Genomic DNA, 26,459 nt, shown 5'->3' with positions numbered 1-26,459 from the left:
GTCAGGATTGCGCGAAGGCGATGGCCGCCTTCAGCACGTCTTGCAGGATCGGGGTGAGGGCGGCTGCGCGCGCGGCCGAGAAGGGGAGAGGCCAGTTGGCTTCGTCCGGCGCTTCGGGCTCGTCCATGTAGCCGCGAATGGCGAGTTCCATCTGGATTGCATGGACGCCGCTGGCAGGCTCTCCGTAGTGCCGGGTGGTCCAGCCGCCACGGAAGCGGCCGTCCAGAACGTGGCTGAACCCGCTCGCCTTGCAGACGACCACTACGGCTGCGGAAAGCGCCGGGTCGCAGGTCTGGCCAAGGTTGGTGCCAATGTTGAACTGCGGCAATTCGCCGTCGAACAGACGCGGCACATTGCTGCGGATCGAGTGCGCGTCATAGACCACGACTTTGCCGTGGAGCGCGTGCAGCCGTGCGATCTCGGAGCGCAGCGCGCCGTGGTAGGGATCGAACCAGAGCGTGCGGCGGCGGGCGATCTCGGCCTCGTCCGGCGTATCACCCTTGTACAGCGGCTCGCCGTCGAACGTGGTCGTCGGGCACAGTTCGGTGGTCGCCTGCCCGGGATAGAGCGAGGCGCCCGAAGGATCGCGGTTGAGGTCGATCACGCTGCGCGAAACGCGTGCAGCAATCGTCGTTGCGCCAAGCGCGCGGGCGAAGGCGTAGAGTTCGTCCACCCACCAGTCGGCATCGCGCCGCGCCAGCCATTCCGAGCGGAACAGCGGGCCGACATCGGCAAGGTCGGTGCCGACATGCGGAAAGGCGACGATCAGCGGCGCCTCCCCGCGGTGGAGCGTGAAGCTCGTCATGCGACGCCGGGCAGCAGGTCGCCGCCGATGTCCACCAGCGCGCCGGATCGGATCAGCGCGTTCGCCGCTTCCATGTCGGGGTGGAAGTGGCGGTCTTCCTCCAGCGTCGGCACGATGGCGCGCAGGGTCTCGCGCGCCTTTTCGAGCGCTCTGCTGGATGCCAGCGGGGCGTGGAAATCGATGCCCTGCACGGCGGCGAGCAGTTCGATGCCCAGCACCGCATCGGCATTGGCGACCATGCCGATCAGGCGGCGCGCGCCGTGGGCGGCCATCGAGACATGGTCTTCCTGGTTGGCCGAAGTCGGGATCGAATCGACCGAGGCCGGATAGGCCTTCTGCTTGTTTTCGGAGACCAGCGCGGCGGCGGTGACCTGCGGGATCATGAAGCCCGAATTGAGGCCGGGGCGCGGCGTCAGGAAGGCGGGCAGGCCGGACAGGGCGGGGTCCACCAGCATCGCCACGCGGCGTTCGGAGATCGAACCGATCTCGCAGACGGCCAGCGCGATCATGTCGGCGGCGAAGGCGACCGGCTCGGCGTGGAAGTTGCCGCCGGACAGGGCTTCGTCCGCCTCAGGAAAGATCAGCGGGTTGTCGGACACGCCGTTGGCCTCGATTTCCAGCGTCGTCGCGGCCTGGCGCAGCACGTCGAGCGCGGCGCCCATGACTTGCGGCTGGCAGCGCAGGCAATAGGGGTCCTGCACGCGGGCATCGTTTTCCAGATGGCTGGCGCGGATCGCCGAACCCTGCATCAGCGCGCGCAGCGAAGCGGCCACCTCGATCTGGCCGGGATGGCGGCGCAGCAAGTGGATGCGGCAGTCGAACGGCGTGTCGGAGCCCTTGGCCGCCTCGGTCGAGAGCGCGCCGGTGACGAGCGCGGACTGGAACAGGCGCTCCGCCTCGAACAGTCCGGCCAGCGCGTTGGCGGTGGAGAACTGCGTGCCGTTGAGCAGGGCAAGCCCTTCCTTGGCGCCGAGTTCGACCGGGGCGAGCCCGGCCTCAGCCAGAGCCTGCGCGGCGGGGAGACGCTTATCGCCGACAAAGATCTCGCCCACGCCGATCATCGTTGCGGCCATGTGCGAAAGCGGGGCAAGGTCGCCGCTGGCACCGACCGAACCCTGGCTGGGAACGACCGGGGTCAGGCCCCTGGCCAGCATCGCTTCGAGCAGTTCCACGGTCTCCACCCGCACGCCCGAGGCGCCTTGGGCAAGGCTGGCGAGCTTCAGCGCCATCATCAGGCGGATGACGGCAACGGGCGAAGGCTCACCGGTGCCGGCGGCGTGGCTGAGCACGATGTTGCGCTGCAGCGCGGCGAGATCCTCGTCGCCGATGCGCACGCTGGCCAGCTTTCCGAAGCCGGTGTTGATGCCGTAGACCGGCTGGCCCTTGGCAAGGATGCGGGCGACGGCGGCGGCGCTTTCGGCGATCACCGGCATGCACGCGGAATCGAGCTTCACCTCGGCGCCGCGATAGATCGCGCGCCAATCCCTGAGGCTCACCGTGCCGGGGGTTAGCAGCACTTCGTTCATTGACCACTCCAGATGCGGGCATGGAGCGGGTTGGCGCCCATGCGATAGACAAGTTCGGACGGATGCTCGACATCCCAGATCGCCAGGTCGCAGCGCTGGCCGGCCTGCAGCGTGCCGCGGTCGGTGAAGCCCAGCGCGCGCGCGGCATTGCGGGTGACGCCGGCCAGGCATTCCTCGACGGTGAGGCGGAACAGCGTCGCGCCCATGTTCATCGTCAGCAGCAGCGAGGTAAGCGGCGAGGTGCCGGGGTTGCAGTCGGTCGCCAGCGCGATCGGCACGCCGGCGGCGCGTAGGGCGGCGATGGGCGGCAGCACGGTTTCGCGGGTGAAGTAATAGGCGCCGGGCAGCAGCGTGGCCACGGTGCCGGAGGCGGCCATGGCCTCGATCCCGGCGAGATCTAGGTGTTCGAGATGATCGGCGGAAAGCGCGCCGAACCGGGCGGCGAGCGCTGCGCCGTGGAGGTTCGAAAGCTGCTCGGCATGAAGCTTTACCGGCAACCCGTGGGCGCGGGCAGCGGTGAACAGGCGCTCGGTTTGCTGCGCGGAAAAGCCGATGCCTTCGCAGAAGGCGTCCACCGCGTCGGCAAGGCCCTCGCGCACGACTTCGGGCAGCATGACCTGGCAGATATGCTCGATGTAGCCATCGGCATCGCCTGCGAATTCGGGCGGCAGCGCATGGGCGCCGAGGAAGGTGGCGGCGATGGAAACCGGTCGCTCGCGGCCCAGCCGCCGCGCGGCGCGCAGCATCCTGAGTTCGCTGGCAAGGTCAAGGCCATAGCCGGACTTCACCTCGACGGTCGTCGCGCCTTCGCCGATCAGCGCGTCGAGGCGGGGCAGCGCGCTGGCGACAAGGTCGTCCTCGCTGGCGGCGCGCGTGGCGGCCATGGTGGAGGCGATGCCGCCGCCGGCGCGGGCGATCTCCTCGTAGCTGGCGCCCGCCAGCCGCAGTTCGAATTCGCGCGCGCGGTTGCCGGCATGGATCAGGTGGGTGTGGCAATCGACCAGGCCGGGAGTGATCCAGCGGCCCTCGCAATCGGTGACCACGCGGCCTTGCAGTGCAGGCGCATCGGCCTCGGGCCCGGCGTAGAGGATCTTGCCGTCCGTTGCCGCGATCATGCCGTGCTCGGTCACGCCGATACCCTCCGCGTGCGGGGCCATCGTGGCGAGGCGGGCGTTGGTCCAGATCGTATCGCAGCGCATGGCGGGCCAGTCTCTCCGGGCGGTTCACTCTCTGCCGGGTCTTATTGCATCGGCCTGCGATAATGTATAGACAAAAAGAAGTCCAAGGGAGTGCCGGATGTCTCAAGCCCAGTCGCGTCAGTCCTTTACGATCCATGCGGGGCGCGCATTCATCGAGTCCGGGTCCAAGTCTCATTGGGCGCATGACGTGCGCTTGACGGTCGCGGATGGGCGGATCGCGCGGATCGAATCGGGTGCGCGCCCGGAAGCGGGGGACCTGCGCCACGCCTGTCTGGTTCCGGGCATTCCCAACCTCCACAGCCACGCCTTCCAGCGCGGCATGGCGGGGCTTGCCGAGCAGCGCGGGAATAGCGACGACAGCTTCTGGACCTGGCGCGAGGTCATGTACCGTTTCCTTGACCGGATGACGCCCGAGGACCTCAACGCCATCGCGGCGCTGGCGGCGATGGAGATGCTGGAAAGCGGCTTCACGCGGCTTGGCGAGTTTCACTACCTGCACCATGATGCCGGCGGGCACGCCTATGCCGATCCCGCCCGCATGTGCGCGGCGATAGCCGAGGCGGCGGCGGAAACCGGCATCGCCCTGACGCTGCTGCCGGTGTTCTATGCCCATTCCGGCTTCGGCGGGCTGGCGCCCAGCCCTGGGCAGCGCCGGTTCCTTCACGATTTGGACGGTTTCGCGCGGCTGCTGGACGGCGCCCGCGCGGCGGTTGCCGGGCTGGACGAGGCGGTGGTCGGCCTTGCGCCGCACAGCCTGCGCGCGGTCTGCCCGGACGAACTCATGCATCTGCAGGCGATGGCGGGGCAGGGCCCGATCCATATCCACATCGCCGAACAGGTGAAGGAAGTGGAGGACTGCCTCGCCTGGAGCGGCCAGCGCCCCGTCGAATGGCTGCTCGATCATGCGCAAGTGGATCGCCGCTGGTGCATGGTCCACGCCACCCACATGACGCACGAGGAAACCACGCGGCTTGCCTTGAGCGGGGCCGTGGCAGGGCTCTGCCCGGTTACCGAGGCCAATCTGGGCGACGGCCTGTTCCCGATGGCGGACTGGCTGGCGGCCGGCGGTTCCTATGGCATCGGCAGCGATTCCAACGTGCTGATCGATGCGACCGAGGAAATGCGCCTGCTCGAATACGGGCAGCGGCTGTTCACGCGCAGGCGCAACCTGCTGGCTGACGCGGCAACCGCCTCGAGCGGGGAGGCGATCTGGCGCGCCGCGCTGAACGGCGGCGGGCAGGCGCTGGGCGTCGAGGGCGGACTGAAGCAGGGCAATGCCTTCGATGCGGTTTCGCTGGACCTCGACCATCCCTCGCTCTGCGCGCGGGGGCCGGACCGCGTGCTCGATGGGCTGGTGTTCGCCTCGGGCCGTGCGGGCATCGATTGCGTCTGGCGCTTCGGCAAGCAGGTGGTTAGCTCTGGCCGCCACCACGCACGCGACGGGATCGTCCGACGCTATCGGAAGACCCTGGACCGACTCTGCGCATGACCCTTTCCGAACGTATCCGCCACGATTTCGAAAGCCGCATCCTTGCAGGCACGCTCGCCCCCGGCGAACGCCTGCCGACCGAGCAGGACCTGATGGAGCGCTATGGCTGCGCGCGGATGACGGTGAACAAGGCGCTGTCCGCGCTCGCCGCCGCCGGACTGGTCGAGCGGCGGCGCAAGGCGGGCACGTTCGTCGCCCGGCCGCGCGTGCATTCGATGGCCATGGACATTCCCGATCTCGGCGCCGAAATCGCCGCGCGCGGGCAGGCCTATCGTTTCGAACTCTCGCGCCGTAAGCTGGTGCGCGCCGCCGATGCCGTGGTGAACTGGGATGTCGAGGGCGACGTTGCGCTGCTGGAACTTTCGGGCATTCACTTTGCCGACGATGCGCCGATGGCCTGGGAGCATCGCTTCGTGAACGCGGCCGCAGTGCCGGAGATCGTCGAGGCCGCGTTCTCCTCGCCCGGCGGCTGGCTGCTGGAACACGTGCCCTGGACCGAGGCCGACGCCCGGATCACCGCCGCTGCCGCCACCGGCGCGGAAGCCAGGGCGCTGGCCGTCGCCAGCGGGGCGCCGTGCCTCAGCATCGAGCGGCGCACCTGGCGCGGCTCCGAGCCGATCACGTATGTGCGCCAGTTGTTTCTGGCCGGAGCCTATGAACTGAATGCCCACTTCGGACCCTCGGCGGGCACCCGGTGACCATTTTGTGCACCTAGGCGGCGTGGACAAATTCGACCGGCCGTTTACGCCCCGTTGCGGACATTCGGATCGGGCGATAGGTTTCTTGCCCATGAGGCTACCATGGCAAAAAGCTGAAATGTCAGAAGCCCTTCTAATTCGAGGCGCAACGACGATTGCTCGGCATTGGGACCTTTCAGACGATCATAAAATTGAAGCCCTTCGTAGCGATGGCTTTTCTGAAGGAGAAGCCTTTCGGCTGGTTGCGTTGCTGCCTTTGGCCTTCAGTCGCCCGATCTTAGAAGAGTTAGGTGTTCGTCATTTTGTTACTCGAATTACCGCGCTGAAGGCCGATGGCTCAAGCGTATCAGCGGATTTGAACCGGCAACCGGAATATGTCGGCGGTTTGAAATTGGCACGCGCCCACCGTGCACGTGGTCGAATGGATCATGAGATATTCAAGCTCATCGCCGCCAGCAGCGCAGACATTGATGCGGCGAGTAAAGCTCTCAACGCAGGTGAGGACATCGGGGGATCGACGATAGCCTCATGTTTGGTTGGGGCGGAGATTGCCTCGCACCTCATCAGGTAAGGATGTCCGCTCACCACCCTAAGCAGACATCTCCACCCGCTCAGCCTGAGCTTGTCGAAGGCCCGCGAGGCAGGGCACCGCGTCTCCCATGCTTCGACAAGCTCAGCATGAGCGGGGTGGTTGGGGCAGCGTCCGCTTCCGCTTCCGCTTCCGCTTCCGCTTCCGCTTCCGCTTCCCAGCCCACTCGGTAGCTCCGCTTCCCGCTGAATTTGTCCACGTCGCCTAGGCCTCAGGGATTTTCCATAGTCGCCGTAAGGATTTAGGTGTGCAAGAAGGGCGGCTTGGCGGATTGCATCGGGGGCAGGGTTGAAGGGCGGCATGGACGAGGGGGCTCTGCGCTCGCTGGTGATCGTGGGCGGCGGCATGGCCGGATGGACGGCGGCGAGCATGATCGCGCGCAAGTTCCGCCCCGGCCCCTTGCGGATTACCGTGATTGAAAACGAGGATGACGGCAGAGGTGATCTCCCGGCCGACCTCGTGGACGGTTCGGCGACACCGCTCATGCGCAAGTTCAATGCCGCGCTGGGCATCGAGGAGAACCGCTTCCTGGCCCAGAGCAGCGGCACCTTCCGGCTCGGCACCGAGTTCTGCGACTGGCGCGAGGCGGGCAACGTCCATTTCCATGGCTATGGCGACTTTGGCGAGGCGATCGACGGCATCGCCCTCCACCACTTCTGGCTGCGCCTGCGCGCCGGTGGCGACACCGCGCCGATCGACGACTGGTCGCTGGCCTATGCCGCCGCCAGCCGCGGCCGTTTTGCGGTTCCGGCGGGGGACGGTGCCCGCTTTCGTCATGGCTATCATTTCGATGCCGCGCAGCATGTCCGCTTCCTGCGCGCCTATGCCGAGCGCAGCGGGGTGGAACGGATCGACGGGCGGGTCGTCGATGCCGCGCTGGAGGGTGCCGATGGCCACATTGCCGCCGTCACGCTGGCCGATGGCCGTGTCGTCGACGGCGAATTCTTCATCGACTGCTCCGGCTTCGAGGGGCTGCTGATCGAGAAAGTGCTCCAGACCGGTTACGAGGACTGGTCGCACTGGCTGCCCTGCGACAGCGCCGTGCTGGCGCCGGGCAAGCGGTCGGGTTCGCTGCCGCCCCATGCGGTATCGCTGGCGCGGGAGGCGGGCTGGCTGGGGCAGGCGGCGCTCCAGCACCGCGACGACTGGGGCTATTTCTATTCGAGCCGGTTCAGCGATGACGACCGGGCCCGCGCGGTGCTGCTCGCGGCGATGGCGGGCGAACCCCTGGCCCCGCCGCGCCTGCTGCGTTTCACCAGCGGCCACCGGCGCAAGTTCTGGAACCGCAATTGCCTGGCGCTGGGGCAGGCCGCCGGGTTCATGGAGCCGCTGGCGGCGACTTCGCTGCATCTCCTCCACTCCATGCTGCTGCGTTTCGTCGAGTTCTTTCCCGACATCGACTTCGCGCCGGCGATTCCGGCGGAGTTCAACCGGCTGACGCTCGGCGAGTACGAGCGGATCCGCGATTTCCTGACCCTGCACTACTTCCCCAGCCGCCGCCCGGAACCGCTCTGGCACTATTGCCGGAACATGGACCTGCCCGATACGCTGGTACACCGGCTGGAGGTCTGGAAGGCGGCGGCGCGGGTCACCACCGAGGCGCAGGAGTGCTTTCAGGAGGCGGACTGGGTGGCGATCCTGCTCGGCAACGGCATCGTGCCGCGCCGGGTCGATCCGATCGCGGCGAGGATCGATCCGGGCAAGGTGGAGATGGGCATGAGGGCCCGCCGCGAGGCTGTTGTGCGCACCGCCCATGCGATGCCGACCCATGCCCACTACGTCGAACGCAACTGCACGCCGGAAACGCCAGTGGCCCGAGCCTGATATGCGATACCGCTAGGCGGCGCCTGCCTGAACCCTGACGGGGCGTGAAGGCCGGTCAGTTCACCGTCGCATCGAAGCGGATCGCGACGCTGGTGCCCGCCGCCAGCGTCGGTGCGCTCGCCTCGACGATACCCGAGGCATAGGACGCGCCGTAGGGATCGCTTTCGTCGCTGCCGGCGGCGTTGTCGTCCTCCGCCGTGGTCGCGCCGGCGCAGTCGCTGCCGGAAGTGATGCTGCCCGCGACATACGTTAGTGTGGAGGGGACCGGGTCGGTGGCGGTGACGCCGGTGGCCGCGCTGCTGCCGGTGTTGGACACGAGAATGCAATAGCGCACTGTCGCGCCCGGGATCGCCTTGGGATTGCTCGTCCCGCTCACCGGGTCGCTGAGGACCCAACTGGTCTTGGTGACGGCCAGTGTCGTGCTGGGGCGGCAGAAGGTGAGGTCGTGCAGCGCGATGGCCTGCTGGCCGGGGTCGGCGGGGGCGAGGGAGTGGTTGCCGTAGTGGATGACGATGGTGTCGATCGGCTGCGCGAACGTGACGGTGACGTTGCCGTCGCTGCTGCCGTCGTCGCTCAGGCCGTCGCCAAAGGCGCTATTGCCGATCACGTAGTTGGTCACGCCGTTGGTCAGCGTGGGGGTGACGGTGGTGCCGTTGTAGCGACCCTCCACGGTCACCTTGTCGGCGAACTGGCCGGAGTAGTAATCGACGTCGAAGATCCTGAACTGCGCGCCGGGCAGGGCCGTGGGCAGGGTGATCGTGGTGGTCGCCTCCGCGCTGACGCTGGGCATGTTGACCATCTCGAACAGCGCATAGTCGCCAAGGCCGCCGTTGACGACGTTCTGGCGCACCGGCGACTGGCCGCCATAGGTCGAACTGGAAAGCCAGGTGCCCTGATTGGCGAGCGCGAAGCTGATCGTGCCGAGCGTGTCGAGGGCATAGGAATTGCCGGTGCTGCCGGTGGTCCAGGCGCGGTTGCTCCAGTCGAACACCACGGTTCCCGCCGCGCAGGCGAGCACCGGCGGCGTGCCCGCCACGCGGCTGCCGGTGACGGTCAGTGCGGCGCTGGCATAGTCGTCCTCGCCGGTAGCGCCGTTGCCGGGGGTGGAGTCCGGGTCGCTCTGGTCGCTGGTGGTGATCTGCGCGGTGTTGGTGAGCGTGGCGCCGGCGCTGGCATTGACGGTGCCGGTGATGTCCATGGTGACGCTGGCACCGGGCGCGAGCGATCCCACCGTCCACACCCCGGTCGCGGCATTGAAGCTGCCGGTGCCGTTCGACGAGACATAGGTGAAGCCGCTGGGCAGCGTGTCGGTGACGGTCACGCTGGTGGCGGTGTCGGTGGAGTTGGCGGCGTTGCTCACCGTCAGCCGGAAGGTCGCCAGGCTGCCCGCCGTCGGGTTGCTGGTGAGCCATGCATTCGCCAGCGAAAGGTCGGCGCCTTTGGCGTCGAAAGCGAGGCCGGAGAGGGCGATGTACTGCGGGTTGGGGTTGGCGGTGCCGGACACGGCGGCGCTGTTGTAGACGATGCGGATGCGCTTCACCGTCTGGGAGCCGAAGTCGAAGGCGATGTTGCCGCTGGCCGAGGTCGTGGCTGACTGGGCGGTGCCGTTCCACCCGCTGGTGTCGGTGCTGACCGCGCTTCCGGCCGTCCAGTACGAAGTGCCTGCCGCGCTGACGAACGTGCCGTTGCCGGTGTCGTAATAGACGGCAACGGCGTCGCGGTTGTAGGTGTTGCCGCTGCCCGTCTCGCGGTCCACGTCGGCCAGCGTGAAGGCAAGGCCGGTCACGCTGCGGCCCAGCGTGATGTCGATGGTGATCCGGTTGTTCGCATCGAAGCGCGATGCATCGAAGTCCAGCAGCAAGGCCGGACTGACGCCGCCGATCGCACTGGTGTTGTAGACCACGTGGCCGTTGTAGCCGGCGGCGACGGCGAATGTGCCCGCGCCGCCGGTCGTGGTGCCCCAGGCGGTGCTGACCGTGGTGCCGTCGCTGGCGGTGATGGTGGTCGATGGTGCCACCGCCGCGCCGCTGGACAGGCCGAGGCCGGACCACGCCGCCTCCGCGCTCTGCGCCTGTGCGGTGGTGGCTGCCAGCAGCGCCGCCAATACGGCGAGAAGGGCGAGCAGGCGCGCGGTCATCGGCGCGTTCCCAGCCCCAGGAAACCGAGGCTGTCCTTGTCGAACTTGGCGCGCAGGACGGCGAACAGGCCCTTGCCGGTGCTGCGCGTCGCCGAATAGTCGCGGTCGCGGAAGCCGGTGACGTTGTAGCCGATGGTCAAGAGCATGTCCTGCGTGGGTACCAGGCTGATCTGCGGGCCGATCGCGAAACTGGTGGTATGTTCGGAGAAGGCGCGGCGCACCGTGGCCGTGCCGCCAACCGAAATCCGGTCGCCGATGCCGATGCCCAGATCGAGGCCGGCGACGGCGGTGAAGCCGGCCAGATCGAAATCCTCGTAACGGTCAAAGCTGTAGCGCCCCCCCACGAACAGGCCGACCTCCATGCGGTGGACCATGCTTTTCCCTACAGTGCCATTAACCAAATTTGCGTTAACCGAACCACGCGGCGACCAGTTGGTGGAGAGGCTGGCGAGCAGGCGGCGCGCGGTCGCATTGTCGCTGGCGGCAAGCGCGCTGTTGCCAGCCGCATCGGAATTGCCGCCGGTGCCCGTCACGGAACGGTCGCTGCGGTATTCCAGCTTGGCGAGGGCGGCGAAGGGCGATTCCGCCGGACGGTGGGCGAGCGAGAGGGCGGCGTCGGTCACTTCGCTCACCGTGCCGTCTTGCGCCTTCGCATGCGTCCAGCTTACGCCGGAGCCGACCACGCTGCCTTCGCCGAGCTGGCGGATCGCACCGAAAGTCAGGCCCTTGCGGTCGGTCACTTCGCCTCCGCGCCATTCGGCGCGGGCCGTGACCGACCAGCGCTCATGCCGCCAGGCCGCGCCGAAGGTGAGGGCAGTGAAATCCTCGAACAGCAGCGCATCGGATGTGCTGATCTGGCCGCCGCTGGTGACGGGCTGGAGTTCGTTGATGATCTTCGCAGCCGATACCCCGCCCAGGGTGCGGTTGCCGTCCACGGTGGCGTCCAGCGTCAGGCTTTTCGTCACCGGCAGGCTCTGGGCAAGGCCATAGGCCGCGTAACTGCGCTGGCCGTATTCGCCGATGTCCTGAAGACCGATGCCGCCCGAGAGGCGCGCATTGCTCCATGCGGCGGTCTCGATCCCGCCCTTCAGCGTGCGCGCGTCGATGGCATTGCCCCGCGCGATCTCGTAGCTGGCGGCGGCGCGGATGTCCTGCGTCACCGCGTAGCGCAGGCCGAGCCGGTGCCGGGTGGGCAGGTCCACCGAGTCCGTGCGGCCGAGCGGCAGGCTGGAATCGGCGGAGAGTTCCAGCCGGTTGCCGAGGAGGCGGCGGGTCGCGCCGAATTCCAGCACGGCGGAGTTGCCGGTGCTGCCGTCCGCGAGATGATCGGACAGCGCGGTCACACCCGCGCGCAGGTCGGTCTGGCCGTTCCGCCAGTTCACTTGTGTCTTCACGGCGTCGCGGCGGGCCGTGTCGGTCAGGCTCTCGTCGTGCCAGAGGCTGGCGGTGAGGCTGAGCCCTTCGGCAAGCGTATAGCGGCTGTCGATCCCGAACTTGCGGCGGCCGCGCTCCGCAATCGACTGCTGGTTGGTGCCATAGTCGGCATCGATCGAGCGGGCATAGGCCAGCATGTCGAGCTTGCCGGTGTGGTGCTCCACTTCGACCAGCCAGGCCTGCGACGTCTGCTGGTTCGCGCGGCTGGCACCCAGTTCGGCGCGCAGTTCGGACCGGGGACCGAAGCGCAGGCGAGCATCGAGAGCGCCGATCTGCGTATGCGTATCCCCGTCGCGGTCCGAAATGGCCGAGGCGCCGAGGCGCAGCGCGCCGTCCGCCAGCGTCACGTCGCCGCGCAGGCCCGCGTTCCACTGGCCATGGTCGAGATTGCTGTCCACTTCGTAGTCGACGACAATGAAGCGCGGGTTGAGTTCGGAATCGCGGCTGAGCACGGGTTCCTTGAAGGTGATCGTGCCCGTCAGCAGGTCCACGTCGTAGTCGAGGTAGCGCGTCAGCGGCGTGCTCTCCACCACCCGTTCGGAGCGGAAGCGATCACGCACCACCAGCGTCACCGTCTCGCTGCTGGCGACGATGGCCTTGGACGAGAGGCTGTAGGGGCCGGAAATGCCCGCGCCCTGGATCTCGTCATGGCGGTGGCTGGTCTCGATCTTCGCCGCAAAGCCCTGCACGTGGACGGCGCCCCGCCGCCCTTCCGCCTTGGCGCCGGTGGCGGTGCGGACGTAGCGGGCAAGCTGCGTCTGGTCGAAGCCCGTGTCGATATCGCCGTAGATCGCATAGAACGCGCGGCTTTCGACGCGCACGTAGAGCTTGTCGCGGCTGGCGGCATCGAAACGGCGGGTCGAGCCGTCCGCGAAGACGGTGTAGTAGGCCCTGGGATCGATGGTGCCGAGCAGCACCTGATCGTCGCGCTGCCTGGCGCTGTCATAGGCGGCGGTGACGAGGAAGCTGCCGAGCACGCGGCCCTTGGCATAGAAGGCGGTGCGCGCATGCCTGCCAAGATCGCTGTCGAATTTGCCGCTTTGCTGCATGGCATCGGCGATGGACTGCGACCCCACGGCACCTTCGGCAAGGCCCACCAGCGTCCACTTCTGGTCGCCGGGGATCACCCAGCCTTCAAGGTCCTGCGTGCTCGTGACTTCGCCGTCCGCGAACGTGAAAGTCAGGTGCAGCGGGCCGGAGACCATCGTGGGCGCGAGTTCGACCATGGCAACGCCGTCATCGCCCGCGACCGTCCAGGTGGGCGAAGTGCTGCCAGAGCCGCTGAGCTGGCGCTGCTGCATCCGCTCGATGGCGGCGGCGCTTTCGTAGGGCGCGTTGATCGAGAGCGCGCCGGAAACGCCCGCACGCACCGGGTTGCCCTTGCGGTCGGTCAGGCGCAGCGCGATCACCGGGCGCGAGCGGCCATCGGCGACCAGGTGCGAGCGCTCGCGCAGGATCTGCGCATGGGCGGGCGCGGCGGCGAAATGGACGTCGCGGGCAAGCTCCTTGGCCACCGAGCCATCGGCATTGCGAACGGTGGCGGCCAGATGCGTGACCTCCCCGTCGAGCGGCACGCCGCGCCAGATGCTGACGGCATAGCGGCCATCGGCGGAGGTCTTGACGCCGTCGAAGCTGAGTGCCGGCACCGCCTTGCCACCGGCGGTGAGATCCACCTTCTGGCCGCTCTTGTGGCGGATCACCACGCGGATGGCAGGCGTGCGCGGATTGTGGTCCGGCGCGGGGAACAGGAAATCGATCGGGCCATCCCCCATCGCCAGCCAGTCGGTGCCCGCGCCGGCGGCCTTGGCATCGTCGACTGCGGGGTCGACCGGAGCCGAAGTCGGAGCGGGGGCATCGACCGGTGCGGGCAGGGCGCTGGCGGGAACCACGGCGTAGAAATCGGCAGTGACGAGGCTGCCACCCTGGCCGATGGCAAACAGCGAGCCCGCCTTGCCGGCACTGCGCACCGAACGGCGGCAATCGACGAAATGGCCGCCTGCGGGCAGCGTATCGGGCTCCGCCTGCACGATATGGGTGCCGGGCACCAGCCCCTCGAAATGGAAGCGGCCATCGGCGTCGGTCACGGCAAAGCTGCCGTCTTCCAGCATCACCCGCACGCCCGCAATACCCGGCCGGCCCGCGGTTACGGTGCAGTCCCCGGCGCTGACGCGGCCGATCACGGTCATGCGCGCGGCAATGGTGTCCTTCTCGATCTTCACCACGGCGCTGGCCCTTTCGACATCGCCGAGCAGGTCGGTGGTCTGGGCGAGGTTCACCGCCTGTCCGGCCGGTGCATCGCCGCGCACGCTCATCGCGTAGACGACGGTGCGGGTGCCCCCGGCAGGGATCGCGGCGAGGTTGATGGTGAGGCGGCTGCCATCATCGGCAATGGTGACCGCGCCTTGCGCGGGACTGGCGCCGTCGATGCGGATCGAGGATTTGCGCAGCCGCAGCCAGGCGGAAGGCGTGTCGACCAGTACCACGCCGGACTTGGCGCGACCGGCGTCCGGATTGCGCACGGTGACGGTGTAGAACACCACCTCGCCCGGGCTGGCACTGGCGCGTGAAGCGGTCTTGGTCAGTGCGACGGCGCTTTCGGCGAGGTCCACGGGAATGTCGATGCGCACCGGGGCGGGGGTGTCGAGCGTGACCACGCCGCCGAACGAGGCATCCTCAATCACCATCGTCTCGCCGTCCGGGCGGACATAGGCGCCCAGCACCGCGCGGGCGACCGCGGAGGGCGCATGGTAGCCGTCCGGCGGGGTGATCTTGAGCCGGTAGCGGCCGAGCGGGGCCAGCGGAAAGCGGTACTCGCCCGCAGGCATCGCATAGCTGTTGCCCGCGCCGTCCGTCACCGGCTCGCCGGAAATGACCGTGGAGGGCCAGGCGGTGACGCCGTCGTCGGCATAGACGCGGGCGGGCTGGCCGGTATCGGCATCGACGAGGGTGATCGTCGCGCCCGACAGGGCCGTGCCGTTCTGGCTGTCGAACACCATGCCGTAAGGGTCGGCGAGGACCGAGACTTCGGTGCTGGCGATGGTCTGGTGGGTGGCGGGCGAACGGTAGGCGATCAGGATCGTGTCGTCGTTGGCGACGCTGAGCTTGCAGTCGCTGGCCTTGGGCGCGGGCGGGATCGCGCTGGTCGGGATCGAGCCTGCAAAGATCCCGGTATCCGTGCCGGTCTCGAAGATGGTGATCTCTTCCTGGTCGCCTTGCGAGGTGGTGAGCGCAACCACGATGGAATCGCGGACGGCGGCATCGCGATTGGCGCTGGGCGCCTCGATGCGGATCACCATGTCTTCGCCGATGTGGAACGATCGGGCACTGGCGATGGCGGTGAGCGTAGCGGCGCCGCCTGTCCCGCCGGAACCTGCCATCGCCGCGCCGTCGCAGGTCGAGGCGGCGAGCGGGGTGGAAAGCGGCGAGGAGGAGACCGATCGATAGGTCTGGATGGTCGCCGCGCTGGGCACGACGTCGAACGTGACCGCATTGGACTGGCCGACGCGCTCCTGTCCGTCCTGTGTCCAGGAGGCCGCCGCGATGTTGGAGATGGTGGCGGCGCGGACGGGCGGCGCGGGCTGGATGAGGGCAAGCGACAGCAGCGCCGCGAAGGACGCTGCTGCCTGCCTGAAGATCGTTCCGTGTCGCACCCGCCCGTCCTGCCAGTCAGTCGGTCGGCGTCAGTTGATCGTGGCCCGGAAGACCAGCGTGCGGGTCACGCCTGCCGCGATGTCCGACAGCGTGCCGGTCACCGTGTTGCTGGCGAAGGTGCCGCCCGCGGTGCCGTCCGTGTTGCAGGTGCTGCCGGTGACGGTGCCGTTGAGCAGGATCGAGCTGGCGACATAGGTCACGTTCGCGGGCAGGGGGTCGTTCACCGCGATGTTGGTCGCCGTGGCGCTGCCGGAGGCATTGGCGACCGAGATGCAATATTCGATCGTTGCGCCCGGAATGGCCTTGGGATTGCTTGTGCCGCTGACCGGATCGCTGACCACGCGGCTGGTCTTGAGCACGGAGAGCGCGGCGGCGCTGACCTTGAAGTCGTCCTTGGCCGAGAAGGCCCCGTCATTGGCCGCATCGGTGGCGCCCGCGCCGTCCGCCAGCACGGTGTCGACGCCGCTGGTGTTGGTGGCACTGGTCGTCAGCGCCGCGCCTTGCGACCCCGCGGTGCCGCCCGCCTTGGCGGTGGCGGTCAGCACGACCGAGGCGATGTCGCCGGTGACCTGGGTGGAGGGGATGTCCATCACCACAAACACGGTCTTGGCCGCGTCCGCCGCCAGTTCGTCGAGGTAGGTGACCTGGGTGTCGGCCGAGGTGAAGACGCCGTCGCCGTTGTCGAGGTAGATCTTGACGTTGGTGCCGTCGAAATTGTCACTGCCGCCCCAGGCCGCGCTGCCGCCCGAAAGCTGGGCCGCGGCCAGCGCGAAGTCGAGCGTGTCGTTCGACAGGTTGGTGACCTTGAAGGTGCTCACCGCCTGGACCTGGCCGGGCGAGACGACGGTCGCCGCGCTGCCGACTTCGGTGACCGAGACGTTGACCTTGCGGTCGACCGTGAATGTGTCGGACGCGGTCTTTGCGGTCTGCGCGACCCCGCCGACCTGGTAGCCGACCGTCACGGTGTTCTGGATGGTGGAGCCGGCCGTGGTGCCTGCGGCGAAGGCGGGGCTGGCGCCGAGCGCGACGAGCGCAAGCGAGCTCGCCGCACCCAGCAGCGTGCTGGTGCGTGTCATGAACGAAGTTCCTTCAGGTATCTTGGACCGCGCCTGTTACCGCCCGCGACCCGTGGCGGAATCGTGCCGGGTCAGCGGACCACGGCGTGATACTCCAGCGCGCCGGAGGCACGGGGCGCGAGATGCGCCAGCGTCCAGCGGATATGCGTAACGTCCTCGAGCTGCGCGGCGCGGCGTACTCCCGCAGCATCGGCCACGGTCAGCGCGGCGAGCCTTCCGAAGGTCCTGCCGCCGTCGACCGAGACTTCGTAGCCCGCTTCCTCTGCCGCAAGGCGCACCGGCGCGGGCAGCGGATTGGTGACGACGAAACTGTCGACCGGCTTGTCGCCGTCGTTGCTGTAGCGCGTGGTGAAGAGCAGGCGGTCCCCCGGCACGACGGTGGTCGGCGGCGCGAGCACGGTCTTGGTAGTGCCGTTCGCGGTCACCGTCCTTTCCACCTGGACGTCGCCCTTGAGCGAGACAGGCTCGGCCGCCGATGCGGCAACGGACAGTGCAAGGCTAAAAGCAAGAGCAGAGAGCGAGGCGGGCAAGTGGCGGTTCATCGCTGGGGTGACCCTTACTGGATGGTGACGTTGAAAGTGACGGTATGGGTGGAGCCGGCGGCGGCGGTGCCGACCAGCACGTCGATGCCGCTGGCCGAGGCCTTGCCGGCGTCGCCGTCGGCCGCATCGCTAAGCGTGGCGGCATCGAGCCTGAGCGTGCCGGCGGTGTAGCTGGTGCCCGCCGGGATCACGTCGGTAAGGCGCAGGTCGCCGATCGCACCGCTGCCGCCGATGGTGGCGACCAGCGTGTAGGTCACGCTGGCACCGGGGACCGGCTGGCTGCCGCCGAAGGGGTCGGCGATGGTGGCGGACTTCACCAGCGCCACGGTGGCGACCGAGGCGACCAGCACCCCGTCGGCATCGGCATCGGCGCCCGAAGCGCCGACCACCGCATCGCCGCCGCCCTGACCCTTGCCCGCAAACGCCGTGCCCGGCGTGCCGCTGCCGGTGACGGCGCGGGCGGCGAGGTTGACCTTGCTGGTCTGCGCGTCGGTCATGCCGCCGGGCCCGGTCACGACGACAAAGACGGTGAGCGCCTTGTCCTGATCGATCGAGGGTGTCGCGGTGCCGGAAGCCAGCACCGTATCGATGCCCGCGTCGTAAACGCCGTTGCCGTTGCTGTCCCAGGCGATGGCGGTGACCACGGCGGTGAACGGGTTGCCGGAAACGGCCGGATTGGCGGTGAGGTGGAACGCCTCGGGGCCATTGCCGGTGTTGGTGAGCTGGTAGGCCAGCACCGCGCTGCCACCGGCGATCGAGACCGGCGCGCTGTCCTTGGAGGCCAGCGCCACATCGAGCAGTTCGTCGACCTTCACGGTGACCGTGTTCGAATCCACCGTCCGGGTCGTGCCGCCGGCCGAGAAGCTGGCCGAGGCGGTGTTCTCGATCAGGGTGCCCGCCGCAACGCTGGCGGCCCGCGCCTCAGGGCATAGTGCAGGCGCCGCCAGCACGGCGGCCGTGGCGGCAAGGCTGATTGCGATACGGGTTTGCGCGTAGGTCATGTCCCGGTTGGTGAACCGGTCTGGTTAGCGAACAGTTTACCCTGATTTGAGTTCATCCCAAGGTATGCAAACGGGAGAAATTGGATCATACTTTGGGATGTGGGATTTGTTTTTCTGGCGGATTCTCGCGGATATGCGGGCACTTGCGCCATTGGTGGGGATAGGGGGGAACACGTGATTCGACGTCTGATTATTGCCGATGACCATCCGATTTGCGTCTCGGCGTTAACTTCGGCGGTTAACGCAGTTGATGAGGGGATCCTCGTCTCGACCACCGACACGCTTGCCGGGGTGAGGGATCTGATCGCGCAAGGGCCGTTCGACGCGCTGCTGCTCGACCTCGCGCTGAAGGACAGTCAGGGGCTGGCCAACCTCGTCGCGGTTCAGGCCGCCGCGCCCAAGCTGCCGGTCTTGGTGGTGAGCGGCAATGCCGCGGCGGACCTTCCGGCCCGTGCGGCCATGCTGGGTGCGCGCGGCTTCCTCAACAAGACCGCGCCGCTGGCCGAGATGAAGTCGGCGATCGCCGTCATCCTCGAAGGCGGTACCTGGTTCCCGCTGCGCGAGGAGCCTGCCGATTCGCTGGCCGACAAGCTCTCGCCCGCGCAGATGCGGGTCATGGCGGAACTGGCGCAGGGCAAGTCGAACAAGCTGATCGCCTACAGCCTTGGCCTCACCGAGCCGACCATCAAGTCGCATCTTTCGGCGATCTACCGGGCCATCGGCGTACACAACCGCTCGCAGGCGCTGCTGGCGCTGCGGCAGGGGCTCGACGAGGCGGCGGCCTAGGCGCCGCCGGTTGCCGTGCGGCTAATCGGGGAAGCGGTGGGCGACCCACTCGGCGGTCTGGCGGGCGGCGTCCAGGAGGGGCGGCAGCACGGCCTCCGCCGGGATGGGGGACGCGGCCTTCTCGATCCCCTCGGCGGCGGCGGCCAGCCGGGTTGCCGACATGTTGCCTGCGGCCCCCTTGAAGCCGTGGGCCAGGCGGCGGGCGTGGTCTTCGTCGCCGCCGGTCAGCGCGGCGGCGATGGCGCGCGCCTCATCCATCGCACAGGCCCCGAAAGCCTGGAGAATCGGCACCATCCGCGCTTCGCCCAGAGCCTCGAAGGAACGCGCGAGTTCCTCTTCGTCAACAAGCGGCGGGGCGGCGGTCTCCTTCATGTGCGAACTCCGGCAGGGGGGACAGGGCGGCAAGGCACGCACCATGGCGTGCGCGCGCGGCCTGTCGACGGTCGCGGGCATGTTACTCGGGGAAAACCGCAGGGCAACCTTCCCTTTGCGCGTGCGGCATCGGTGCGGACCGAGATAGGGATGGGGGGATGATGCCCCGTGCCTGGACCTTGCTGAAACGGCGCCGTGCGCCTGAATCCGGTGGCGAAACCGGTGCTGAAACCGATGCTTATGCCGCTGCCCAGCCCTCCCGCCGCGAGTCGTGGTCGATCTGGCTGGGGCGTGTCGCGGTCCTGGCGGCGGTCTATGCGCTGGGCGGGGCGATCGGCCTCGATCTGGCGATCCCGCCCGGCTATGCGACGGTCGTCTGGCCCGCTTCGGGGCTTGCGCTGGCGGGACTGCTGGCCTGGGGGCGGCGGCACTGGCCGGCGGTCTGGCTGGGCTCCTTCGCGATCAACGTCTACCATGCGCTTGGCGGTTCGGCGGGCGAGATCTCGATCGGCCATGCGCTGCTCAACGGCACCGTGTTCGGCGCCGGGGCGAGCCTGCAGGCGGTTGTTGCGGCCAGTGCCGCGCGGCGCTGGTTCGTCTCGGGCATCGACCTCGGGACACCGCGCCGTCTGGCCGCGTTCCTGGGGGCCGTGCTGCTGGCGCCCTGCCTGATTTCCGCCTCCGTCGGCACGGCGATGCTGGCTCTGGGCACAGGCATCGACGTGCCGACGGCGCTGCGCAACTGGTACACCTGGTACGGCGGTGACGTGCTGGGCATCTCGGCCGTGCTGCCGACCCTGCTGTTCTCGCCGATCTCGCCGGTGCCGCTGCGCTGGCGCGGACGGGTGCTGCGCGGGGTCACGGCGCTGGTGGCGATCTGCCTGGCGCTGGCCACCGGGGCGACCTTTGTCTTGTGGAAGCACAGCGTGGAGCAGCAGTACGGGCGCGCCCAGGCCAGCTTCTTTGCCGTCACCACCGAGACCGAGCGGGCGCTCGGCCGCCGTTTCGAGATCTATTCGCAGGCGCTTGGCGCCGCGGCGGGCCTGCTGGCGGTGGACCCGGCGATGACCGAGCGGCGCTGGGAGGCCTATGTCGGCGCGACCGGACTGGAACAGCACCTGCCCGGGCTCCTCGGCATCGGCACGATCGAGGCGATGTCCTCGTCCGACCTCGACCGGCTGGTGCGCGAGATGGAGCGCGTGGGCGATCCCCCGCTCGATGTCCATCCCCTGACCGGGCGCGACTGGCATTACGTCGTCACGCTCGTCGCGCCGTTCGAGCGCAACAAGCGCATCTATGGGCTTGATCTCGGCTTCGACCCGAACCGCCGCGCCGCGATGAAGCGGGCGCACACGATCGGCGAGACGACGCTGACCTCGCAGATCGGCTTGCTGCAGAAGGAGCGGCCCAGCCCCGGCTACCTGCTGTTGCTGCCGCTCGGCGCGCGGCCGCACGGCCATGACGAGAAAGTGCCAGGCTTCCGCTGGGCCTATGCGCCGATCGAGATCGACCACATCTTTGCCGGGCTGACCACCGGACAGGGGCAGGACTTTACGCTGGAGGTGTTCGAAGGCGACACCACCGATCCGGGGCGCCGCATCTATGCCACCGGCGCGGGGACGCAGGATGCCGCCGATCCGCTGTTCCGGCGCACTGCCCGCGTCACCGTCTCCGGGCGGCAATGGACCTTGCGCTGGGCCAGCCTGGAACCCTTCGAGACGCGGGCGATGTCGAACGAGCCGCTCAGCGTGCTGCTGGGCGGCGGGCTGGTGACGGTGTTGCTGGGGCTTTTGCTCAGCCACTTCGTGCGGCGCGAGGCGACGATCTCGCGCGAGGTGGACATGGCCACCGGCGAACTGGCCCGGGTCGCCGAGGAGCGGCGCCTTGCGGTGGAGGATCTCAACGAGAGCAACCGCCTCTTGCTGCTGGCCGAGGCCACCATGCACGTCGGTCACTGGCAGCTCGATTTCGTGACCGGGCAGGTGCTCTGGTCGGACGAGTTGTTCCACATTCACGGCCTGCCTCCGGGACCGTCGCCGAGCCCTGCCGAAGTGCTCGAATTCTACGTGCCGGAGGACCGCGCGATCGTGGTGGCGGCGATCGATGCGGCGCGCAAGTACGGGGCGCCGTGCCGGTTTGCCGCCTGCGTGCGCCGCGTGGACGGGGCGCTGCGCCATGTCGAGATCGTGGCCCATGTCGAACCTGCCGAGGACGGCAGCCCCGGCGGGCTGTTCGGCGTCCTGGCCGATCGCACCGAGGAAGTGGAGCTGCGCAACGAACTCCTGCGCACGCGTGACGAGGCCCGCGCCGCGGCCGACGCCAAGAGCGCGTTCCTGGCCAACATGAGCCACGACATCCGCACGCCGATGAACGCGGTGCTGGGTTTTGCGGAAATGCTGCACGGCGCCGACCTGCCGCTGGAACAGCATCGGCAGGTCGGGATCATCCTCGATTCCGGCCGCAACATGATGAGCCTGCTCAACGACATCCTCGACCTCTCGAAAATCGAGGCCGGGCGCATGGAACTGGTCGAGCGCAGTTTCGACGCGCATGCCCTGCTTGGCGGGGCGATCGAGCTGTTCCGCCAGTCGGCGGCGGAACGCGGCATCGCGCTGAGCCTCGATCTCGATCCGGCGGTGCCGCAGTGGATCCGCGGCGACAAGGTGCGCATCCGCCAGATCCTCGACAACCTGCTCGAGCAATGCGGTCAAGTTCACCGGCAAGGGGCAGGTCACGCTGGCGGCGCGGGTCCAGCGCGGCAAGGGCGCGGCGCGGCTGGCGATCTCGGTGAGCGATACCGGCATCGGCATCGCCGCCGACCGGCAGCAGCATATCTTCGACGGCTTCACCCAGGCCGACGCCTCGATCCATGAGCGGTTCGGCGGCACCGGACTGGGCCTGGCGATCTGCGCGCGGCTGGCGGCGCTGATGGGCGGCACCGTCGCGGTGGAGAGCGTGACCGGGCATGGCTCCACTTTCACGCTGCGCCTGCCGCTGAGGCCCGCGCGGGCGCGCACGGAAGGGGTGGAGGAGGCGGCCTGGGGAGAGGGGCCGGATCGCCCGCCGACGCTCGCCGGCCGGGTGCTGGTGGCGGAAGACAATCATATCAACCGCATGGTCGTGGCGGCCATGCTCGACCGGCTGGGCATCGATCATGTCTTTGCGGGCGATGGCGAGGAGGCGATTGCCGCCGTCAAGGCCGCGCGGGCGGCGGGCGCGCCCTTCGCGATGGTGCTGATGGACATCCAGATGCCGCGCATGGGCGGCCACGATGCGGCGCGGGCCTTGCGCCGGGCGGGCATCGATGCCGAGGAACTGCCGATCGTCGGCCTGTCCGCCAATGCCTTCCCCGAGGACACCGTGGCCGCGCTCGAAGCCGGGATGCAGGCCCATCTCACCAAGCCGCTGCGGCTGGAGGCTTTGGCCGCCGTGCTGGCCGAATTTGCCGGCGAGCCGGAAGGCGGCGGCGAAACCGACCCGGGGCAGGCGGATTGATGAACCGCGATCATCGCCGGACCGCCGGCCACCCCGGCGCGATGGGCTCAGCCGCGCCAGCGCAGGGCGTCGACCAGCAGGCGGAAGGCGGCGGAGGACTGGCGGCGGCTCGGATAGTAGAGGTGGTAGCCGGGGAAGGGCTGGCACCAGTCTTCCAGCAGCGGCACCAGTTCGCCGCGCTCGACATAAGGGCGCGAATAGGATTCCATCATGATCGCGATGCCGGTGCCGTCGAGCGCGGCGCGCAGGATCATCGGCATCGAGTTGAACGTCAGCTGCCCGTCGACCCGCACGTTGAGCGCGCGGCCATCCTTCTCGAACTCCCAGGCATAGAGGTTGCCGCGCGTGCGGAAGCGCAAGTTGATGCACTGGTGCGCGGCGAGATCGTGCGGGGTTTCCGGCCGTCCCTGGCGGGCGAGATATGCGGGCGAGGCGACCGGCACCAGCCGCATCTCCGGGCCGATGCAGACCGCGATCATGTCCCGCGCGACCGACTCGCCAAGCCGGATGCCCGCATCGAAGCGGTCCGCGACGATGTCCGACAGGCCCGAATCCACGCTCACTTCGACATTGATGTCGGGATAGCGTTCGAGGAACGGCTTGAGCGAGGGCCAGAGCAGTTCGTGCGCGGCCTGTTCGGTGGTGGTCAGGCGGATGGTGCCCGCCGGACGTTCGCGCAGTTCGCTGATCGAGGCGAGGCTGAGGCCGATCTCCTCCATCGCCGGGCGCAGGCTGGCAAGCAGCCGTTCGCCCGCTTCGGTGGGCGCCACGCTGCGGGTGGTGCGGGCCAGCAGCCGCACGCCGAGGCGGGCCTCGAGGCGGCGGATCGTGTGGCTCAGCGCCGATTGCGAGGAATCGAGCTTGGCCGCCGCGCGGGTGAAGCTGCCCTCGTCGGCGACGGCGATGAAGGCGATCAGGTCGGCCATGTGTTCGCGTTGCATTGATGATCCTGTATCATGACTGCATTGCAATTTCCTCTGGTTTTCGTGCGCAGCCCGCGCGCCTATATGGCACCATGCTGCATCGCGGCATTCCTTCCTCCCGACCAAGGATCTCTCTTCAGATGAAGACCATCGGCTACGCAGCCCAGTCTCCCGAGACCCCGCTCGCGCCCTATGCTTTCGAACGCCGTGAACTGCGCGGCAACGACGTTGCCATCGAGATCCAGTACTGCGGCGTCTGCCACTCGGACCTTCATACCGCCCGCAACGACTGGGGCGGCACCGTCTATCCGATCGTGCCCGGGCACGAGATCGTCGGCCGCGTCACCGCCGTCGGCCCCGAAGTTTCGCGCCATGCCGTCGGCGATACCGTTGCCATCGGCTGCCTCGTCGACAGCTGCGGCCACTGCGACCAGTGCGAGCACGACCACGAGAATTACTGCCGCAACGGCTGGGTCGGCACCTACAACGGCCGGGACAAGGTGACCGGTGACGTCACCCAGGGCGGTTATGCCCGCGACATCGTCGTGCGCGAGGAATTCGTGCTGCGCATGCCCGAGGGCCTCGACGTCGCCAAGGCGGCGCCGCTGCTGTGCGCGGGCATCACCACGTATTCGCCGCTGCGCGAATGGAACGTGGGCGAAGGCACCCGCGTCGGCGTGATCGGCCTTGGCGGTCTTGGCCACATGGCGGTGAAGCTCGCCGCGGCGATGGGCGCGGACGTGACCGTGTTCAGCCGTTCGCCCGGCAAGGAAGCAGACGCGCTGGAACTGGGCGCTGCGCGCGTGCTGATCTCCAGCGACGAGACGGCGATGAAGGCGGCTGCCAGCAGCTTCGACTTCATCATCGACACGGTGCCGGTCAAGCACGACCTCAACCCCTATCTGCCGCTGCTCGACGTCGACGGCAGCCTGGTGCTGGTCGGCCAGATCGGTCCGGTCGACGAACCGATCACGACGCCGCTGATCTTCGGCCGCCGCCGCATTGCCGGCTCGCTGATCGGCGGTATTGCCGAGACCCAGGAAATGCTCGACTTCTGCGCGGAAAAGAACATCCTTCCCGAAGTCGAGATGATCCGCATGGACGAGATCAACCACGCCTACGAACGCATGGAGCGTTCCGACGTGCACTACCGCTTCGTGATCGACATGAGCACGCTTGAGGGCGCTGCGGCCTGATCCCTGCGGGGTTCCGGTAAAGGCCATGGCCGGCGGGATGTCCCGCCGGCCACGGCCTGTCGTGAAGGGGCGTCTTGGAATGCCCTCGGGACCATTTCCGCAAAGCCTCTTACGTCTTGACCTGAAAGGCAAAACAGGCCCATCTTCGGGCTTCCCCAATGCGACTGGTGGAGTTCCCGCGATCTTGCGAGCCGCAATCGTCCCCATCCTGCCGCTCACGCTCATGCAGACCTTGGCGCTGTGCCTGCTTTCGGGCTGTGCCGTTGGGCCGGACTATGCGCCGAGCAGCGCGGCGCAGCTGGGGGTGCCGGACCAGTGGTCGGTCACCGCCCCGCCCAGCAGCGAGGATCTGACCGCCTGGTGGCGCAAGTTCGACGATCCCGTGCTCACCCAGCTGGTGGAGCAGGCTGCCGGTGCCAACCTTGATCTGGCACAGGCGCAGGCCCGCTTGCGGCAGGCGCGCGAGGCGCTGGTCGCCAGCCGCGCGGCCCTGCTGCCTTCGCTGTCGGCCTCGGGCAGTGTCAACCGCACCGAAACGCTGAAAGGCGGCGGCACCACGCTGACGCTGCCGGACGGCACCGTCACCACCACCGGGGGCGGCGGCAGCACCAGCTTCACCCTCGGGCTCGATGCCAGTTACCAGCTCGACCTGTTCGGTGGCAATCGCCGTGCGGTGGAGGCGAGCAGGGCACAGTTCGAAGGCGCCGGTTTCGACTATGCGGCCACGCTGTTGAGCGTGGAAAGCGAACTAGCGCGCAACTACGTGCTGGCGCGGGGCTATCAGGCCCAGATCGCCAATGCCCGCGCCAGCCTGGCGATCCAGGACGAGAACCTCGAAATTGCCCGCTGGAGAGTGATGGCAGGCCTGGTCTCCTCGCTTGACGAGCAGCAGGCACGCTCCAGCCGGGCGCAGGCGGCAGCGGCGATCCCGTCGCTGGAGCAGCAATACAACGCCGCGGTATCGCGCATCGGCGTGCTCACCGGGCAGGCGCCGGGCGCGGTGAAGCCGCTGCTGGAAACCGTGAAGCCGATCCCCAGAGGGCCGGATATGGTCGGGCCGGACATGGTGGGCGTCGGCATTCCCGCCAATGTCCTGCGCCAGCGGCCCGACGTGCGCGCGGCCGAGCGCAACCTCGCCGCCACCACTGCCGAGATCGGCGTGGCCAAGGCGCAGCTCTTTCCGCAGCTCACCATCTCCGGCAGCCTCGACACCAATGCGCGCAGTTTCAGCGGGCTGTTCGACACGATCACCGGCGGGCTGTTCGGCGGGATCAGCCAGGCGATCTTCAACGGCGGACGGCTGAACGCACAGGTCCGTTCGAACGAGGCGGCGGCGCAGGGCGCCTTTGCGGCCTACAAGTCCTCGGTGCTGACCGCGCTGGAGGATGTCGAGAATGCCGTGGTCGCGCTTCGCACTGCACAGACGCGCGAGAAGGAACTTACAGAGGCGCTGGATGCCGCCAGCAGTTCGGCGCTGCTGGCGCGCATGCAGTACCGCTCGGGCCTCACCGATTTCACCACTCTCAACACCCAGGAAGCCGCGCTGGTCTCGGCCCGCAACGGGCTGGTGCAGGCCCATGCCGACCGGGCGAACGCGCTGGTCGCGCTTTACGACGCGCTGGGCGGCGGCTGGGACGCGCAGCAGGACTACACCACGCTCGCGGGCCGTCCGGCCGTTACGCGGCAGGGCACCAAGGCACAGGAAACCGACTGAGC

General features: G+C 68.4%; 18 protein-coding genes and 1 pseudogene. 9 read left to right on the top strand and 10 right to left on the bottom strand.

The window, feature by feature from the left end:
• Position 1 precedes the first annotated feature (1 nt).
• Genes hutG through hutI form a run of 3 tightly spaced genes read right to left on the bottom strand, consistent with a single transcriptional unit; the run spans position 2 to position 3,530 of the window.
• Entirely contained in the window at positions 2–805 is an 804-nt protein-coding gene (gene hutG / locus OKA11_RS04015) for an N-formylglutamate deformylase (RefSeq protein ID WP_267218921.1), read from the bottom strand.
• Complete coding sequence (gene hutH, locus OKA11_RS04010) at positions 802–2,331, bottom strand: histidine ammonia-lyase (protein ID WP_267218920.1); 1,530 nt, start codon at positions 2,329–2,331, stop codon at positions 802–804. Before hutH ends, hutG begins: the two co-directional genes overlap by 4 nt.
• The gene (gene hutI, locus OKA11_RS04005; RefSeq protein WP_267218919.1) at positions 2,328–3,530 is read right to left on the bottom strand and encodes an imidazolonepropionase; all 1,203 of its coding nucleotides are present in this window, start codon (positions 3,528–3,530) and stop codon (positions 2,328–2,330) included. Before hutI ends, hutH begins: the two co-directional genes overlap by 4 nt.
• Positions 3,531–3,627: 97 nt before the next feature.
• On the opposite strand from hutI, the gene OKA11_RS04000 reads away from it, so the two are divergent.
• The 4 genes from OKA11_RS04000 (at position 3,628) to OKA11_RS03985 (ending at position 8,130) form a co-directional block, all read left to right on the top strand.
• Positions 3,628–5,019, top strand: a complete 1,392-nt coding sequence (locus OKA11_RS04000; protein WP_267218917.1) for a formimidoylglutamate deiminase — start codon at positions 3,628–3,630, stop codon at positions 5,017–5,019.
• A complete protein-coding gene (locus OKA11_RS03995; protein ID WP_267219008.1) occupies positions 5,010–5,717 on the top strand; it encodes a UTRA domain-containing protein in 708 nt (235 codons plus the stop codon). Before OKA11_RS04000 ends, OKA11_RS03995 begins: the two co-directional genes overlap by 10 nt.
• Before the next feature lie 118 nt (positions 5,718–5,835).
• Positions 5,836–6,288 carry a hypothetical protein gene (locus OKA11_RS03990; RefSeq protein WP_267218916.1) on the top strand — a complete coding sequence of 151 codons (453 nt, stop codon included), beginning with the start codon at positions 5,836–5,838 and terminating at the stop codon, positions 6,286–6,288.
• 318 nt (positions 6,289–6,606) lie between these two features.
• The gene (locus OKA11_RS03985) at positions 6,607–8,130 is read left to right on the top strand and encodes a tryptophan halogenase family protein (protein ID WP_267218915.1); all 1,524 of its coding nucleotides are present in this window, start codon (positions 6,607–6,609) and stop codon (positions 8,128–8,130) included.
• Between the two features lie 55 nt (positions 8,131–8,185).
• Here OKA11_RS03985 and OKA11_RS03980 read toward each other — a convergent pair whose 3' ends face one another.
• The 5 genes from OKA11_RS03980 to OKA11_RS03960 all read right to left on the bottom strand — a co-directional run bounded on the left by OKA11_RS03980 (position 8,186) and on the right by OKA11_RS03960 (position 17,971).
• On the bottom strand, positions 8,186–10,267 hold the full coding sequence (locus OKA11_RS03980) for a proprotein convertase, P (RefSeq protein WP_267218914.1): 2,082 nt from the start codon (positions 10,265–10,267) through the stop codon (positions 8,186–8,188).
• Positions 10,264–15,351, bottom strand: a complete 5,088-nt coding sequence (locus OKA11_RS03975; protein WP_267218912.1) for a hypothetical protein — start codon at positions 15,349–15,351, stop codon at positions 10,264–10,266. Before OKA11_RS03975 ends, OKA11_RS03980 begins: the two co-directional genes overlap by 4 nt.
• A 30-nt stretch (positions 15,352–15,381) precedes the next feature.
• Entirely contained in the window at positions 15,382–16,428 is a 1,047-nt protein-coding gene (locus OKA11_RS03970) for a hypothetical protein (protein ID WP_267218911.1), read from the bottom strand.
• Positions 16,429–16,499: 71 nt separating this feature from the next.
• On the bottom strand, positions 16,500–16,970 hold the full coding sequence (locus tag OKA11_RS03965) for a hypothetical protein (RefSeq protein WP_267218910.1): 471 nt from the start codon (positions 16,968–16,970) through the stop codon (positions 16,500–16,502).
• A gap of 14 nt (positions 16,971–16,984) precedes the next feature.
• Entirely contained in the window at positions 16,985–17,971 is a 987-nt protein-coding gene (locus OKA11_RS03960; RefSeq protein ID WP_267218909.1) for a hypothetical protein, read from the bottom strand.
• A gap of 174 nt (positions 17,972–18,145) precedes the next feature.
• Between OKA11_RS03960 and OKA11_RS03955 the strand changes: the two genes are divergently transcribed.
• Positions 18,146–18,757, top strand: a complete 612-nt coding sequence (locus OKA11_RS03955; protein ID WP_267218908.1) for a helix-turn-helix transcriptional regulator — start codon at positions 18,146–18,148, stop codon at positions 18,755–18,757.
• A gap of 21 nt (positions 18,758–18,778) precedes the next feature.
• On the opposite strand, the gene OKA11_RS03950 is transcribed toward OKA11_RS03955, so the two are convergent.
• Positions 18,779–19,129, bottom strand: a complete 351-nt coding sequence (locus OKA11_RS03950) for an Hpt domain-containing protein (RefSeq protein WP_267218907.1) — start codon at positions 19,127–19,129, stop codon at positions 18,779–18,781.
• Between the two features lie 158 nt (positions 19,130–19,287).
• Here OKA11_RS03950 and OKA11_RS03945 point away from each other — a divergent pair.
• Positions 19,288–21,633, top strand: a pseudogene (locus tag OKA11_RS03945) (CHASE domain-containing protein); the annotation flags it as partial.
• A gap of 118 nt (positions 21,634–21,751) precedes the next feature.
• Positions 21,752–22,624 carry an ATP-binding protein gene (locus OKA11_RS03940; RefSeq protein ID WP_323748298.1) on the top strand — a complete coding sequence of 291 codons (873 nt, stop codon included), beginning with the start codon at positions 21,752–21,754 and terminating at the stop codon, positions 22,622–22,624.
• 47 nt (positions 22,625–22,671) lie between these two features.
• Here the strand turns inward: OKA11_RS03940 and OKA11_RS03935 are convergent, their stop codons facing one another.
• Positions 22,672–23,565, bottom strand: coding sequence for a LysR family transcriptional regulator (locus tag OKA11_RS03935; protein WP_142633001.1), 894 nt, complete (start codon positions 23,563–23,565; stop codon positions 22,672–22,674).
• 122 nt (positions 23,566–23,687) lie between these two features.
• Between OKA11_RS03935 and OKA11_RS03930 the strand changes: the two genes are divergently transcribed.
• Both OKA11_RS03930 and OKA11_RS03925 read left to right on the top strand, forming a co-directional pair.
• Complete coding sequence (locus OKA11_RS03930; RefSeq protein ID WP_267218906.1) at positions 23,688–24,743, top strand: NAD(P)-dependent alcohol dehydrogenase; 1,056 nt, start codon at positions 23,688–23,690, stop codon at positions 24,741–24,743.
• Positions 24,744–24,966: 223 nt separating this feature from the next.
• Positions 24,967–26,457 carry an efflux transporter outer membrane subunit gene (locus tag OKA11_RS03925; RefSeq protein WP_267219006.1) on the top strand — a complete coding sequence of 497 codons (1,491 nt, stop codon included), beginning with the start codon at positions 24,967–24,969 and terminating at the stop codon, positions 26,455–26,457.
• Positions 26,458–26,459: the final 2 nt, after the last annotated feature.

Origin of the sequence: Novosphingobium clariflavum (assembly GCF_026420865.1) — a bacterium.
GTDB classification, from domain to species: Bacteria; Pseudomonadota; Alphaproteobacteria; order Sphingomonadales; family Sphingomonadaceae; genus Novosphingobium; species Novosphingobium clariflavum.
The sequence above is the reverse complement of the archived record's forward strand: the minus strand, read 5'-3'. Positions and strand labels throughout refer to the sequence as shown.

Coding starts and splice junctions, on each gene's coding strand:
- OKA11_RS03990 (WP_267218916.1), top strand. CDS start 5,836: ATGTCAGAAGCCCTTCTAATTCGAGGCGCAACGACGATTGCTCGGCAT.
- OKA11_RS03965 (WP_267218910.1), bottom strand. CDS start 16,970: ATGAACCGCCACTTGCCCGCCTCGCTCTCTGCTCTTGCTTTTAGCCTT.
- OKA11_RS03925 (WP_267219006.1), top strand. CDS start 24,967: ATGCAGACCTTGGCGCTGTGCCTGCTTTCGGGCTGTGCCGTTGGGCCG.
- OKA11_RS03950 (WP_267218907.1), bottom strand. CDS start 19,129: ATGAAGGAGACCGCCGCCCCGCCGCTTGTTGACGAAGAGGAACTCGCG.
- OKA11_RS03985 (WP_267218915.1), top strand. CDS start 6,607: ATGGACGAGGGGGCTCTGCGCTCGCTGGTGATCGTGGGCGGCGGCATG.
- OKA11_RS03980 (WP_267218914.1), bottom strand. CDS start 10,267: ATGACCGCGCGCCTGCTCGCCCTTCTCGCCGTATTGGCGGCGCTGCTG.
- OKA11_RS03970 (WP_267218911.1), bottom strand. CDS start 16,428: ATGACACGCACCAGCACGCTGCTGGGTGCGGCGAGCTCGCTTGCGCTC.
- OKA11_RS03930 (WP_267218906.1), top strand. CDS start 23,688: ATGAAGACCATCGGCTACGCAGCCCAGTCTCCCGAGACCCCGCTCGCG.
- OKA11_RS03960 (WP_267218909.1), bottom strand. CDS start 17,971: ATGACCTACGCGCAAACCCGTATCGCAATCAGCCTTGCCGCCACGGCC.
- OKA11_RS04000 (WP_267218917.1), top strand. CDS start 3,628: ATGTCTCAAGCCCAGTCGCGTCAGTCCTTTACGATCCATGCGGGGCGC.
- OKA11_RS03935 (WP_142633001.1), bottom strand. CDS start 23,565: ATGCAACGCGAACACATGGCCGACCTGATCGCCTTCATCGCCGTCGCC.
- hutH (WP_267218920.1), bottom strand. CDS start 2,331: ATGAACGAAGTGCTGCTAACCCCCGGCACGGTGAGCCTCAGGGATTGG.
- hutG (WP_267218921.1), bottom strand. CDS start 805: ATGACGAGCTTCACGCTCCACCGCGGGGAGGCGCCGCTGATCGTCGCC.
- hutI (WP_267218919.1), bottom strand. CDS start 3,530: ATGCGCTGCGATACGATCTGGACCAACGCCCGCCTCGCCACGATGGCC.